The sequence below is a fragment of the Streptomyces sp. NPDC002795 genome, assembly GCF_042888725.1.
GTDB lineage: Bacteria > Actinomycetota > Actinomycetes > Streptomycetales > Streptomycetaceae > Streptomyces.
Genome location: NZ_JBIAQB010000004.1, coordinates 308,298 through 321,635, shown reverse-complemented (window position 1 = coordinate 321,635; position 13,338 = coordinate 308,298). Strand labels below are relative to the sequence as shown.

13 protein-coding genes are annotated in these 13,338 nt (G+C 70.5%); all 13 read left to right on the top strand.

What is annotated here, in order from left to right; translation table 11 throughout:
* Positions 1 to 8: 8 nt before the first annotated feature.
* On the top strand, positions 9 to 983 hold the full coding sequence (locus tag ACFYWS_RS14585; RefSeq protein WP_389274888.1) for a tripartite tricarboxylate transporter substrate binding protein: 975 nt from the start codon (positions 9 to 11) through the stop codon (positions 981 to 983).
* The gene (locus ACFYWS_RS14580; RefSeq protein WP_389274885.1) at positions 980 to 1,522 is read left to right on the top strand and encodes a tripartite tricarboxylate transporter TctB family protein; all 543 of its coding nucleotides are present in this window, start codon (positions 980 to 982) and stop codon (positions 1,520 to 1,522) included. Before ACFYWS_RS14585 ends, ACFYWS_RS14580 begins: the two co-directional genes overlap by 4 nt.
* The gene (locus ACFYWS_RS14575) at positions 1,519 to 3,051 is read left to right on the top strand and encodes a tripartite tricarboxylate transporter permease (RefSeq protein WP_389274882.1); all 1,533 of its coding nucleotides are present in this window, start codon (positions 1,519 to 1,521) and stop codon (positions 3,049 to 3,051) included. Before ACFYWS_RS14580 ends, ACFYWS_RS14575 begins: the two co-directional genes overlap by 4 nt.
* Complete coding sequence (locus tag ACFYWS_RS14570) at positions 3,048 to 4,034, top strand: 4-hydroxythreonine-4-phosphate dehydrogenase PdxA (protein WP_389274879.1); 987 nt, start codon at positions 3,048 to 3,050, stop codon at positions 4,032 to 4,034. The genes ACFYWS_RS14575 and ACFYWS_RS14570 overlap by 4 nt, the downstream gene beginning before the upstream one ends.
* A gap of 839 nt (positions 4,035 to 4,873) precedes the next feature.
* Entirely contained in the window at positions 4,874 to 5,488 is a 615-nt protein-coding gene (locus ACFYWS_RS14565) for a DUF1266 domain-containing protein (protein ID WP_389274876.1), read from the top strand.
* Positions 5,489 to 5,531: 43 nt separating this feature from the next.
* Entirely contained in the window at positions 5,532 to 6,026 is a 495-nt protein-coding gene (locus ACFYWS_RS14560) for a MarR family winged helix-turn-helix transcriptional regulator (RefSeq protein ID WP_389274873.1), read from the top strand.
* 139 nt (positions 6,027 to 6,165) lie between these two features.
* Complete coding sequence (locus ACFYWS_RS14555; protein ID WP_389274870.1) at positions 6,166 to 8,256, top strand: MMPL family transporter; 2,091 nt, start codon at positions 6,166 to 6,168, stop codon at positions 8,254 to 8,256.
* A gap of 68 nt (positions 8,257 to 8,324) precedes the next feature.
* Positions 8,325 to 8,912, top strand: coding sequence for a GNAT family N-acetyltransferase (locus ACFYWS_RS14550; protein WP_389274867.1), 588 nt, complete (start codon positions 8,325 to 8,327; stop codon positions 8,910 to 8,912).
* A gap of 318 nt (positions 8,913 to 9,230) precedes the next feature.
* Positions 9,231 to 10,928: a nitrite/sulfite reductase gene (locus ACFYWS_RS14545; protein ID WP_389274864.1), complete on the top strand. Its 1,698-nt coding sequence runs from the start codon at positions 9,231 to 9,233 to the stop codon at positions 10,926 to 10,928.
* Complete coding sequence (locus tag ACFYWS_RS14540) at positions 10,925 to 11,104, top strand: hypothetical protein (protein WP_389274861.1); 180 nt, start codon at positions 10,925 to 10,927, stop codon at positions 11,102 to 11,104. Before ACFYWS_RS14545 ends, ACFYWS_RS14540 begins: the two co-directional genes overlap by 4 nt.
* Positions 11,101 to 11,811, top strand: coding sequence for a phosphoadenylyl-sulfate reductase (locus ACFYWS_RS14535; protein ID WP_389274857.1), 711 nt, complete (start codon positions 11,101 to 11,103; stop codon positions 11,809 to 11,811). The genes ACFYWS_RS14540 and ACFYWS_RS14535 overlap by 4 nt, the downstream gene beginning before the upstream one ends.
* A gap of 14 nt (positions 11,812 to 11,825) precedes the next feature.
* A complete protein-coding gene (gene cysC / locus ACFYWS_RS14530; RefSeq protein ID WP_389274854.1) occupies positions 11,826 to 12,392 on the top strand; it encodes an adenylyl-sulfate kinase in 567 nt (188 codons plus the stop codon).
* Entirely contained in the window at positions 12,389 to 13,336 is a 948-nt protein-coding gene (cysD, locus tag ACFYWS_RS14525) for a sulfate adenylyltransferase subunit CysD (protein ID WP_389274851.1), read from the top strand. The genes cysC and cysD overlap by 4 nt, the downstream gene beginning before the upstream one ends.
* Positions 13,337 to 13,338: the final 2 nt, after the last annotated feature.

Here is a 13,338-nt window from a genome sequence, read left to right as displayed (position 1 = left end):
GGTCGACGATGACGTCACCACTGCGTGCGGCGCGCCGTCTCGCCGGAACCACGGCACTGGTCACCGCACTCACCTCGTGCACCTTGCTCAACGCCACACCGGAGGTGCCGAAGGACTGGCACCCGCGCGGTTCGGTCTCCGCGCTCGTCGCGTTCGCGCCGGGCGGCGGCAGTGACCGCTCAGCGCGCGTGATGGCCCAGGGGCTGAACGAGCTCGACGGCGGCTACCACGTCAACGTCGAGAACAAGGAGGGCGGTTCGGGCGCCGTCGGCTGGGCCGGCTTCCTCGCGGAGGAGGGCAACGGCAACGCGCTGCTCGTCGCGGAGGGCGCCCTCAACACGCTCCCGCTCGTCTACGACGTGCCGTTCACGTACAAGTCGTTCACGCCGCTGATGATGTTCGCGGAGGACTCCCGGATCGTCGTGGCCCGCAAGGACTCCCCGTACAAGACGTGCCCGGACGTGGTGCGGGCCGCGCGTGAGAAGCGTGTCGTCACCGGGTCGAGCGGCAAGACGGGCGCCGACGCGCTGGTGATCGGCAAGTTCAAGAAGCAGGGCGGGAAGTTCGGGGTCGTGCCCTACGGCTCGACCGGCGAGGTGCTGACCGGGCTGCTCGGTAAGCAGATCGACATCGCGCCCTCCAGTGCCTCGTCGGCGAAGCCGTACTTGCAGAGCGGTGACATGAGGGCGCTGTGCACCATGACCGCGAAGCGCTATGACGACCCTGTCCTCGGCAAGGTTCCGACCGCCAAAGAGCAGGGCCTTGACGCCGAAGTCACCCTGTGGCGCGGGGTGTTCGCGCCCGCCGGGATCGACGACGTACAGCGCCGGTACTGGATCAGGTCGCTGGAGCGGGCCATGAAGTCGAAGGCGTACCACGAGTACCTGAAGGCCGACATGCTCACGCCCGCGCACCGCAGCGGCCCGGAGTTCGCCGCGTACCTCAAGAAGTACGACGCCCAGGTGAAGGAGGACCTCAAGTGACGACCCCCGCCATTCCCACGTCTTCAAGGGCGCGCCGCCCGGTCCTCCTCGCGTACGGCGCGCTGACCGCGCTCGGCGCCCTGTTCTTCGTGGGCTCCTTCGCCTATCCGTGGACGCAGCCGGAGGACGGCACCATCGGCGCGGGCGTGATGCCGCGCACGGCGGGCCTGCTGCTTGCCGTCCTCGGATTGCTGCTGGTACGTCAGGAACTGCGTACGGGTTCGGTGTTGGAGGGTGACGGGCATGTCGAGGAGGCCGCAGAGGTCGGCGCCGAGGAGGCGCGGCGGGTCCGCACGAAGCTGATCGTGGTCGTGGTGACGATGGTGGTCACCGCGCTGCTCGTGCCGTTCCTCGGGCTGCTGCCCGCGCTGACGCTGATGACCCTGTTCCTCACGGCGGTCGTGGAGCGTCAGCCGCTCGCGCGCAGTGCGCTCGTGGCGGTGCTCGTGTTCGCGGTGTCCTACCTGCTGTTCGTCACGATCCTCAGCATTCCGCTGCCGTTCGGTCTCTTCGACCCCGCCGTCTGGAGCCAGCTGTGATCGACCATCTCGTCACCGGATTCGGTGCGGCGCTCAGCCCGGAGAATGTGCTCTGGTGCTTCGTCGGCGTGCTGCTCGGCACCGTCATCGGGATTCTGCCGGGGCTCGGCTCCGCGACGGGTGTCGCCATCCTGATCCCGGTCACGCTCACCTTCTCGCCGCTCACCGCGCTGATCATGCTGGCCGGGATCTACCACGGCGCCCAGTTCGGGGCGACGATCACCGCGATCCTCATCGCGACGCCCGGCGAGGCGTCGTCGGTGGTCAGCACCCTCGACGGCTATCGCATGGCGCGGGCCGGGAGAGCCGGGCCCGCGCTCGCGATCTCGGCGCTCGGCGCGTTCGTGTCGGCGATGGTGTCGCTGGTCGCGCTGATGGCGGTGGCCCCGTTCTTCGCGAATCTCGCGCTCGACTTCGGGCCGCCCGAGATGCTCGCCGTGATGATCCTCGGCCTGTGCACGATCGTCGTCTTCTCGGGCCGCAACCTGCTGCTCGGCATGGCGCTCGGCCTCACCGGCGTACTGATCGGGTGCGTCGGCGTGGACGGCGGCAGCGGCACACCCCGCTACACGTTCGGGCAGATCGACCTGTTCGGGGGCATCCCGTTCGTCGAGGTCATGATCGGCCTGTTCGCGATCGGCGAGCTGCTCAACCAGCTGCACATCGGCATGGCCGAACCGATCCGCGCCCGCTTCCGCGATCTGCTCCTCACGAAGGAGGACCTCAAGCGCGCCGCAGCGCCCACCGCGCGCGGCACCGTCCTCGGCTTCCTCCTCGGCTGCCTGCCGGGCGCGGGCACGACGCTCGCCTCGTTCATGGCGTACGGGGCGGAGAAGCGGTTCTCCCGTAACCGTAAGCAGCTCGGGTCGGGCGCCATCGAGGGCGTCGTCGCCCCCGACGCGGCCACCAACTCGGCGTCCAACGCCAACTTCGTGCCGACCCTCGTCCTCGGTGTCCCCGGCGGCGCGACGACGGCGGTCCTGCTCGGCGCGTTCCTCGTGTACGGGATCCAGCCGGGCCCGCTGCTCTTCGAGAACCAGCCGGAGCTGGTGTGGGGCCTGCTCGTCTCCTTCTTCATCGGCAACCTTCTGTTGCTGATCCTCAACCTGCCGCTCGCGCCGGTCTTCGCCCAACTCCTGCGCGTGCGCTACGCGTTCCTGTACCCGCTCATCATCGTGACCTCGCTGATCGGCGCGTACTCGGTGAAGAACAGCATGTTCAGCATCTGGATCGTGCTGTTCTTCGGGCTCGTCGGCTACGCGATGAAGCGGCTGAACTTCCCCGTGGCCCCGCTCGTCCTCGGCCTGGTCATCGGCCCGCTGTTCGAGAAGGCGCTGGTGCAGACGTCGGCGCTGTCGGGCGAGGACTCAGCTCTCATCCTGCACAGCCCGGCCGCGGTGACGATTCTGTCGCTCGCCGTGGTGCTGGTGGCGGGGCCGCCGGTGGCGCGGCGGCTGCGCCGGGCCCGTACCACTCCCGAGGCCGCCGCGCCGGCCACCGAACCCAAGACCCCGGAGAAGACGTCATGAGTACGCAACTTGTCGAGCAGACCCGTGAACTCCCGCGCGTGGCCGTCACGTTCGGTGATCCGGCCGGGATCGGACCCGAGCTGGTCGCCCGGCTCCTCGCCGACCCGAAGACCCGCGAATCCGCCGACCTCGTGCTCCTCGCCGACGAGGAGGAGCTGCGCTCGGCGGGCGAGGATGCGGGCGTGGACCTCGGCTGGGCACGGGAGTTGCTGCATCCCGGCGCAGCGCCCGAGCGGCCGGGCGGTGGTTTCCAGCGCAAGGCGGCGACGGCGGAGGGCGGTCGCTGGGCGCTCGACCGCCTGAGGACCGGGCTCGACCTGGCGCGCGCGGGCGAGGTCGGCGCGATACTTTTCGCCCCGCTCAACAAGTCCTCGCTGCATCTGGCCGGGATGACGCAGAGCGATGAACTCCGTTGGTTCGAGGAGGAGTTGGGCGTCCACGCCTTCACGTCCGAGCTGAACGTGGTGCCCGGTCTGTGGACGGCGCGCGTCACCTCGCACGTCTCCATCGCGGACGTCGCCGCCGGGATCACGCCCGAGCGGGTGACGGCGGCGGGCCGGCTCCTGGACCGGGTGCTGCGCGGCGCGGGTGTCGAGGCGCCCCGTATCGGAGTGTGCGCGCTGAATCCGCACGCGGGCGAGAACGGCCACTTCGGCCGCCACGAACTCGACATCATCACGCCCGCGATCGGCGCTCTGCGCGAGGCGGGGCTCGACCTGAGCGGCCCCTTCCCCTCCGACACGATCTTCCTGAAGGCGCGCGCCGGGGAGTTCGACGGTGTGCTGACGATGTATCACGACCAGGGGCAGATCGCGATGAAGCTGATGGGCTTCGACGGTGGGGTGACCATCGCGGGCGGCCTGCCGATCCCGATCTGCACACCGGCGCATGGCACTGCGTTCGACCTGGTGGGGCGGGGGGCCGCGAACACGGGGTCGATCCGCAACGCGTTCGACCTGGCGGTCCGGCTGGCGCGGCGCTAAAGGGTGAGCCGACCGACCTCGCCCACGCCACGGGGCTCCGCCCCGGCCCCCGCGGGCTCTCGCCCAAGAGCGGGGCTGGAACGGCCCGGGCGCCGCCACCTCTCACACGGGAGGGGGAGGCTCGAACTGCCCGACCCGCCCCCTCCCGTACCGGAGCGAGGCTGGAACAGCCCGACCCCGCCGCCACTCACGCGGGAGCGGGGCTGGAACAGCCCGACCCGCCCCCTCCCGCACCGGAGCGAGGCTGGAACAGCCCGACCCCGCCGCCACTCACGCGAGAACGGGACTTGAACTGCCCGACCCACCCCCTCCCGCACCGGAACAGGGCTGCAACAGCCCGGCCCAACCGCCTCCCGTACCGGAACGGGACTTGAACTGCCCGGCCCCGCCGCCACTCGCACCGGAGCGGGGCTGGAACAGCCCGAGCGTCACCCCCCTCTCGTACCGGAACGGGGCTTGAACTGCCCGAGCGCCGCTACCTCTCACGCCGGAACAGGGCTGCAACAGCCCGGCCCCGTCCCCTCCCGCACCGGGGCGAGGCTGAAACTGCCCGACCCCGCCGCCACTCACGCGAGAACGGGGCTGGAACAGCCCGAGCACCACACCCCACTCGTACCGGAGCGAGGCTCGAACTGCCCGAGCACCACCCCCACTCGTACCGGAGCGAGGCCGGAACAGCCCGAGCACCACCCCCTCCCGCACCGGAGCGAGGCTCGAACTGCCCGAGCACCACCCCCTCCCGCACCGGAGCGAGGCTCGAACTGCCCGAGCGGCACCGCCTCCCGTACCCCACCCGACCGGGGCCCCCGGGACGCACCGGTTCTGTACGCTCCGCACTCATGTTCTTCACACGCATCAAGCCGAGGACACGGCGCATACACCGGGCACCCCTCACCCTGCACCAACTCTGGATGGTGTCCCTGAGCGCGCCCGTGCATCCGGGCAAGGGCGCGTCGCGCACCACGCTCTATCCGTTCACCCGCGTCGACGGAGACAAGGCGCGGCGTCGGCTGGCCGGGCAGTGGGAGGCCGGGACGCGGGACGAGTTGCTCGGGCGGCTCGGTGCGTTGGCGCGGTCGGGGTTTCGGGGGCAGGTCCGCGCCCGGGTGGGCGTGGAGCCGCTGGCCTGGGACATCGCCCTGTACGCGGACGCCGCGCGGTGCGGCTTCGCCGCCGGGCTGCTCTCCGAGGCGGACGCGTGGAACCTGCTGAAGAACGTGGTGCCGCAGGTGGCGGGCACGTACAACACGTGGCAGGAGTACGCCGACCACTACCTGCTCGGCCTCTCGGTCTGGCGCGAAGGCGTAGAGGGGACGCCCGCCGAGTCGCTTCTCGCGCCGCGGGACGTCGCGGACGCGCACGTGAAGTCCCTGCTCGACCCGGCGAACCGCAAGAGCCCATGGCACCGGGCGCCGCTGGACGTCATCCGCCGCCCCGACCTGCGGCCCGAGTAAGCTGACGCACCCTCGTACAGATTCAAGTGGAAGAGAAGTCGTGGTGGGCGTGGGCGGACGGGCCGGGGACGGCGACGAAGGGGTCGCTTCCGCGTCCTCCGATCTGCGGCACCTCGGGGTGGAGCTGCGCCGCCTCAACGGGGAGATCGCGCGCGTGGTGCACAGCTTCGCCACCGGTCAGGGCCTGCACCCCACGGACGTGCAGGCGCTCGCCGTCGTCCTGGACTCCACGGAACCCGTCACACCGAGCGTGCTGCGCCGCCGCCTCGGGCTGACGTCCGGCGCGGTGAGCGCCTGCGTGGACCGGCTGGAGCGCGCCGGCCATCTGCGGCGGGTGCGGGAGAGCCAGGACCGGCGGGTGGTGCACCTCCAGTACGTGCCGGGGGCGCAGGCGCGGGCGCGTCAGTACTTCGGGCCGCTGGCTGAGGCGGCAGACCGGGTGCGCGGCGACTTCAGCGCGGCGGAACTGGACGTGGTGGTGCGGTTCCTGGGCTCGCTCAACGAGGAGCTGGCCGCGGTGGAGAGCCCTCGGGCGTAGGCCCCGACAGGCCGCCCCACCGACCGCATCCGCGGGCCCGGTTCCGAGAGAAGGAAGGTCGTATGCCACCATCCCGGTTAACTCAACCATTGAGATACTTTCCGATTGAGATTGTCCGGCCGCCTTCCCTGGGAGAACCATGCCCCGCACCCACCGACGCGCCCGCTGGCTCGTGCCGATCGTCCTGCTCTTCGGCTGGCTCGCCATCGGCGGCACGCTCGGTCCCTTCGCCGGCAAGCTCGGCGAGGTCGCCACCAACGACCAGGCGGCGTTCCTGCCGCGCAACGCGGAGTCCACCCGCGTGATCGACGCGCAACGCGCCTTCAGCGAGGACGAGACGCTCCCCGCGGTGGTCGTCTGGACCGCCGACGGTGGAGGCCGCATAGACAGTGGCCAACAGGCCGCCGCCACCCGCGCGTTGGCCGGCCTGAAGGGCGATCCCGGCATCGTGGGACAGGTGTCGCCCGCCCTGCCGTCGGACGATCGCGAGGCCCTGCAAGGTGTGGTGCAGCTCCGCCCCGACCTGGGGGACGAACTCGCCCCGACGCTCGACGAGATCGAGTCCGCGGCGTCGAAGGTGCCGGGCACGACGGTCGCCGTCGCGGGCCCCGCGGCGAGCCAGGCCGATCTGTCCGACGCCTTCGCCGGGATCGACGGGCTGCTCCTGTCGGTCGCGCTGGTGGCGGTCCTGCTGATCCTGATCCTGGTCTACCGCAGCGTGCTGCTCCCCTTCGTGATCATCATCGGGGCGGTCCTCGCCCTCGGCACCGCCTGCGCCGTCGTCTACACGCTCGCCGACCACGACGTCGTACGCGTCGACGGACAGGTGCAGGGCATCCTGTCGATCCTCGTCATCGGCGCCGCGACCGACTACGCGCTGCTGCTCACCGCCCGATACCGCGAGGAACTCGCCTCGGGCGCCGAGCGGTTCACCGCGATGCGGGCCGCGCTGCGCCGCTCCTCCGGGGCGATCGTGGCCAGCGCCGCCACCGTCGCGCTCGGCCTGCTCGCCCTGCTGCTCAGCGACCTCACCAACAACCGGGCGCTCGGCCCGGTCGGCGCCATCGGCATCGTCTGCGCCGTCCTCAGCACCCTCACGTTCCTGCCCGCCGCCCTGGTACTGCTCGGCGGCGCCGCGTACTGGCCCGCGAAGGTGCGCACCGACGACGGCTCGGGCGCGGGGCACGGTGTGTGGCGGCGCGTCGCACGGGCGGTGGAGCGGGCGCCGCGCAGGATCTGGGCGATCGCCCTCGCCGGCCTGCTGGCCTGCGCGGCCTTCGCTCCCGCCCTCGACTCCAAGGGCGTACCGCTCGACGAGATCTTCGTCAACGACGCGCCCTCGGTCGCCGCCCAGGCCACGCTGGCCGAGCACTTCCCCGGCGGCTCCGGCAACCCGGCCGTGGTGATCGCGGACGCCGGCCACGCGGACGAGGTCGTCTCGCGGTCCGAGAAGACCGAAGGCGTCGCGAGCGCGACGGTCCTGAGTGAGCAGGGCCGCCCCGGCGGCGGCCCGCCCCGCGTCGTGGACGGCAAGGTCCGCGTCGACGTCACGCTGAAGGACCCGGCCGACAGTGACGCCGCCAAGGAGGCGGTCTCCGGGCTGCGCACGACGCTGCACTCCGTCGACGGCGCCGACGCCCTCGTCGGCGGCTACACCGCGCAGCAGTACGACACCCAGCACACCGCCGAACGCGACCGCACGCTGATCGTTCCCGTGGTCCTCGCCATCATCCTGGTGATCCTCGTCGGGCTGCTGCGGTCCTTGATGATGCCGCTGCTCCTGGTGGCGACGGTGGCGCTCAACTTCGTTGCGACGCTGGGCATTTCGGGGCTCGTCTTTGAGCACGTGTTCGGCTTCAGCGGCACCGACGCGTCCGTACCGCTGTACGGGTTCGTGTTCCTGGTCGCGCTCGGCGTGGACTACAACATCTTCCTGATGTCGAGGGCCCGCGAGGAGTCCCTGGAGCACGGGGTGCGGGACGGGATCCTGCGGGCGCTCGTCGCGACGGGCGGCGTGATCACCTCGGCCGGTGTCGTGCTGGCCGCGACGTTCGCCGCGCTCGGCGTGATCCCGCTCGCGTTCCTGGTGCAGATCGCGTTCATCGTGGCCTTCGGCGTCCTGCTCGACACCCTGGTCGTACGGTCACTGCTGGTCCCGGCGCTGGTCCGGGACATCGGCCCGAAGTCATGGTGGCCCGGGCGCCTCGCCCGGGGCCGTGACACGGACTGAGCCGGCGGATCCTCCCGCATCCTGAACACCCTTGGCCACAGCCCGTCGGCCGTGATCCGATGTGCCGCATGAGCAGCAGTAACACCCTCACCGTCACCACGTGGTCGCTGGAGCAGACCGCGCCCTCCGATCTGCACCCCGCGGACCCGCCGGAGGGCGACCGGGTGCACGTCGCCCGCGCCGAGGTCCCCTCCCCGGAGTTCAGCCGGTTCCTGTACGCGTCCGTGGGCAGCGACATCCGCTGGCTCGACCGGCTCGGCTGGACCTACGCGCGGTGGCAGGAGCAGCTGTCGCGTCCGGGTGCCGAGACATGGGTCGCGTACGAGAAGGGCACGCCCGCCGGGTACGTGGAGCTGGACGCGCAGGACGACGGGGTGGTGGAGGTCGTCTACTTCGGCCTGATCCCGGCGTTCCGCGGGCGGCGGATCGGCGGCCACCTCCTGTCGTACGCGGTCGCGCGCGCCTGGGACCTGGCCGAGCGGTGGCCGGGGCGGGCGCCCACGAAGCGGGTGTGGCTGCACACCTGCAGCAAGGACGGCGAGCACGCGATGGCGAACTACGAGCGGCGCGGGTTCAAGGTGTTCCACACGGCGACCGAGGAGGAGCCGGATCTCCCGACCGCGGGCCCGTGGCCGGGAGCGTTCCCCGCCGCCTGAGCGGTTCGACCGCCACCCCATCACTGTGACCGACGCCACTGTCGTCCACCATCCGAGACAATCTCGTCCAGATTGCGGACGATGGTGGACCGGGCCCAAAGTCCCGTGACACGCTTTCGTCATGTCTACAGCTGGAACCGCCTTGGTGAGTCGACGTCACGTCGACTTCGGCCGCATGTCCAGCGCCATCTGTCCGGCGCGCTGATCTCTCCAGCACCGCCGATCTCTCGTCACATCTGACCTCCTGCGCACCGCCGCGCCTCTTGCGCGAAGTGTGCAGGTCAGAGCCGCCTAAGCCTGTCTGAAGGACGATTCTCCATGGCTGCTACCCCAGAAACACCTGTCTCCGCCACGCCCCGCCGCAAGGTGAGCCGTCACCGTGGTGAGGGCCAGTGGGCCGTGGGCCACTTCACTCCGCTCAACGGCAACGAGCAGTTCAAGAAGGACGACGACGGTCTCAATGTACGGACACGTATTGAGACGATCTACTCCAAGCGCGGTTTCGACTCGATCGACCCCCAGGACCTGCGCGGACGCATGCGCTGGTGGGGTCTCTACACCCAGCGCAAGCCCGGCATCGACGGCGGCAAGACGGCCGTCCTTGAGCCGGAGGAGCTGGACGACGAGTACTTCATGCTGCGGGTGCGCGTGGACGGCGGCCGGCTGACCGTGCCGCAGCTGCGCGCGATCGGCGAGGTCTCCGAGCAGTACGCCCGCGGCACCGCCGACATCACCGACCGGCAGAACATCCAGCTGCACTGGATCCGCATCGAGGACGTTCCGGCGATCTGGGAGAAGCTGGAGGCCGTGGGCCTGTCCACGACCGAGGCGTGCGGCGACTGCCCGCGAGTGATCATCGGCTCCCCGGTGGCCGGGATCGCCGCCGACGAGATCATCGACGGCACCGCCGCCGTGGACGAGATCCACGAGCGGTACATCGGCAGCAAGGAGTTCTCCAATCTGCCGCGCAAGTTCAAGACCGCGATCTCCGGCTCCCCTGTCCAGGATGTGGTCCACGAGATCAACGACGTGGCCTTCGTCGGCGTCGAGCACCCCGAGCACGGCCCCGGCTTCGACCTCTGGGTCGGCGGCGGCCTGTCCACCAACCCCAAGCTCGCGCAGCGCCTCGGCGCATGGGTGCCGCTCGACGAGGTCGCCGACGTCTGGGCCGGTGTGGTCGGCATCTTCCGTGACTACGGCTACCGCCGCCTGCGCAACCGCGCCCGCCTGAAGTTCCTGATGGCCGACTGGGGCGCGGAGAAGTTCCGCCAGGTCCTGGAGGACGAGTACCTGAAGCGGGCGCTCGTCGACGGCCCCGCCCCCAAGGAGCCCGCGCAGAAGTGGCGCGACCACATCGGCGTCCACCAGCAGCAGGACGGCCGCTTCTACGTCGGGTTCGCGCCGCGCGTCGGCCGGGTGGACGGCACCACGCTCGCCAAGATCGCCGATCTGGCCGGTGCGCACGGCTCGGACCGGCTGCGGACCACCGTCGAGCAGAAGATGATCATCCTCGATGTCACCGAGGACCGGATCGAGTCGCTCGTCGCCGGTCTTGAGGCCATGGACTTCCAGGTCAAGCCCTCGCCGTTCCGGCGCGGCACGATGGCCTGCACCGGCATCGAGTTCTGCAAGCTCGCGATCGTCGAGACGAAGCAGCGCGGCTCGCAGCTGATCGACGAACTGGAGCAGCGTCTCCCGGAGTTCGACGAGCCGCTGACCATCAACCTCAACGGCTGCCCGAACGCCTGCGCCCGTATCCAGGTCGCGGACATCGGCCTCAAGGGACAGCTCGTCCTGGACGACAACGGCAACCAGGTCGAGGGCTACCAGGTGCACCTCGGCGGCGCGCTCGGCCTGGAGGCCGGGTTCGGCCGCAAGGTGCGCGGCCTGAAGGTCACCTCGGACGAGCTGCCGGACTACATCGAGCGCGTCCTCAAGAACTACGAGGCGGAGCGCGAGGACGGCGAGCGCTTCGCGACCTGGGCGGCCCGCGCGTCCGCGGAGGCCCTCTCATGAGTGAGCGCGCGGCCCCGTTCTTCTGCCCCTACTGCGGCGACGAGGACCTTCGTCCGAACGAAGAAGGCCACGGCGCCTGGGAATGCGCGGCCTGCAACCGAGCCTTCACGTTGAAGTTCCTCGGGCTTCTCGCCCGGGGGGTTCAGCGCAACGACGGTGGAGGGGAACAGATATGACCACGGCTCAAACCCCCACGGACACAGACGAGTTGAAGGCGCTCGCCGAGCAGGCCGGGCGCGACCTGGAGGACGCCTCCCCGCTGGAGATCCTCCAGTGGGCGGCGCGGACCTTCGGCGAGAAGTTCTGCGTGACCTCGTCCATGGAGGACGCGGTCGTCGCCCACCTCGCCTCCCGCGCGATGCCCGGAGTGGACGTCGTGTTCCTCGACACCGGCTACCACTTCGAGGAGACGATCGGCACGCGGGACGCCGTCGAGGCCGTGATGGACGTCAACGTCATCACGCTCACCCCGCGGCAGACCGTCGCCGAGCAGGACGCCGAGTTCGGCCCGAGGCTGCACGACCGCGACCCCGACCTGTGCTGCGCGATGCGCAAGGTCAAGCCCCTGGAAGAGGGCCTCGCCGGGTACGCCGCGTGGGCCACGGGACTGCGCCGCGACGAGTCCCCGACCCGCGCGAACACCCCGGTCGTCAGCTGGGACGAGAAGCGGCAGAAGGTCAAGGTCTCGCCGATCGCCCGCTGGACACAGGACGACGTCGACGCCTACGTCGCCGAGCACGGCGTGCTCACCAACCCGCTCCTGATGGACGGCTACGGCTCCGTGGGCTGCGCCCCGTGCACCCGCCGCCTCCTGGAGGGCGAGGACGCGCGCGCCGGACGGTGGGCGGGCCAGGCCAAGACCGAGTGCGGACTGCACGGCTGAGGCGGCCCGAACTCATGGACAAGACACAGACTTTGGAGAACCAAGTGACCGGAGCCACCATCTGGCTCACGGGTCTGCCGAGCGCCGGCAAGACCACCATCGCGTACGAGCTGGCGAACACGCTGCGCGCCGAGGGCCGCAAGGTCGAGGTGCTGGACGGCGACGAGATCCGCGAGTACCTCTCGGCGGGCCTCGGCTTCAGCCGGGAGGACCGGCACACCAACGTCCAGCGCATCGGCTACGTCGCCGAACTCCTCGCCCGCAACGGCGTGTTGGCGCTCGTCCCGGTCATCGCGCCGTACGCGGACAGCCGTGAGGCCGTCCGCAAGCGCCACCAGACCGGCGGCACCGGATACCTGGAGGTGCACGTGGCCACGCCCGTGGACGTGTGCTCCGTACGTGATGTGAAGGGCCTGTACGCCAAGCAGGCCGCCGGTGAGCTGGAAGGCCTCACCGGGGTCGACGACCCGTACGAGGCACCCGAATCGCCCGACCTGCGCATCGAGTCGCAGAACCAGACCGTGCAGGAGTCCGCGGCAGCGCTCCGTGCGCTGCTCACCGAGAGGGGTCTCGCCGCATGACGACCGTAGCTTCTTCCGTCTCCGAGGGCTCCGAGGAGACCGACAGCCCTTACGCGCTGAGCCACTTGGACGCCCTTGAGTCCGAGGCGGTGCACATCTTCCGCGAGGTGGCGGGCGAGTTCGAGCGGCCGGTGATTCTCTTCTCCGGCGGCAAGGACTCCATCGTCATGCTGCACCTGGCGCTCAAGGCGTTCGCCCCGGCCGCGATCCCCTTCTCGCTCCTGCACGTGGACACCGGGCACAACTTCCCCGAGGTCCTCGACTACCGCGACCGCGCCGTCGAGAAGCACGGGCTTCGCCTGCACGTCGCGTCCGTGCAGGAGTACATCGACGCCGGAAAGCTGCGCGAGCGTCCGGACGGGACCCGTAACCCGCTCCAGACCGTGCCGCTGACCGAGAAGATCCAGCAGGAGAAGTTCGACGCCGTCTTCGGCGGCGGCCGCCGCGACGAGGAGAAGGCCCGCGCCAAGGAGCGCGTGTTCTCCCTGCGCGACGAGTTCTCCCAGTGGGACCCGCGCCGCCAGCGCCCCGAACTGTGGCAGCTGTACAACGGCCGGCACGCCCCGGGCGAGCACGTCCGCGTCTTCCCGCTGTCCAACTGGACCGAGCTGGACGTGTGGCAGTACATCGCCCGCGAGAACATCGAACTCCCCGAGATCTACTACGCGCACCAGCGCCCGGTCTTCAAGCGCAGCGGCATGTGGCTGACCGCGGGCGACTGGGGCGGCCCGAAGGACGACGAGTCGGTCGAGACGCGGCAGGTCCGCTACCGCACCGTCGGCGACATGTCCTGCACCGGCGCCGTCGACTCGGACGCCACGACCATCGACAAGGTCATCGCCGAGATCGCCGTGTCCCGGCTCACCGAGCGGGGCGCCACCCGGGCCGACGACAAGATGTCCGAGGCCGCGATGGAAGACCGCAAGCGCGAAGGGTACTTCTAGAC

Bases quoted from the DNA above. Each gene is read 5' to 3' on its own strand.
- ACFYWS_RS14585 (WP_389274888.1), top strand. From the start codon at position 9: ATGACGTCACCACTGCGTGCGGCGCGCCGTCTCGCCGGAACCACGGCA.
- ACFYWS_RS14570 (WP_389274879.1), top strand. From the start codon at position 3,048: ATGAGTACGCAACTTGTCGAGCAGACCCGTGAACTCCCGCGCGTGGCC.
- ACFYWS_RS14565 (WP_389274876.1), top strand. From the start codon at position 4,874: ATGTTCTTCACACGCATCAAGCCGAGGACACGGCGCATACACCGGGCA.
- ACFYWS_RS14555 (WP_389274870.1), top strand. From the start codon at position 6,166: ATGCCCCGCACCCACCGACGCGCCCGCTGGCTCGTGCCGATCGTCCTG.
- ACFYWS_RS14550 (WP_389274867.1), top strand. From the start codon at position 8,325: ATGAGCAGCAGTAACACCCTCACCGTCACCACGTGGTCGCTGGAGCAG.
- ACFYWS_RS14545 (WP_389274864.1), top strand. From the start codon at position 9,231: ATGGCTGCTACCCCAGAAACACCTGTCTCCGCCACGCCCCGCCGCAAG.
- ACFYWS_RS14540 (WP_389274861.1), top strand. From the start codon at position 10,925: ATGAGTGAGCGCGCGGCCCCGTTCTTCTGCCCCTACTGCGGCGACGAG.
- ACFYWS_RS14535 (WP_389274857.1), top strand. From the start codon at position 11,101: ATGACCACGGCTCAAACCCCCACGGACACAGACGAGTTGAAGGCGCTC.
- cysC (WP_389274854.1), top strand. From the start codon at position 11,826: ATGGACAAGACACAGACTTTGGAGAACCAAGTGACCGGAGCCACCATC.
- cysD (WP_389274851.1), top strand. From the start codon at position 12,389: ATGACGACCGTAGCTTCTTCCGTCTCCGAGGGCTCCGAGGAGACCGAC.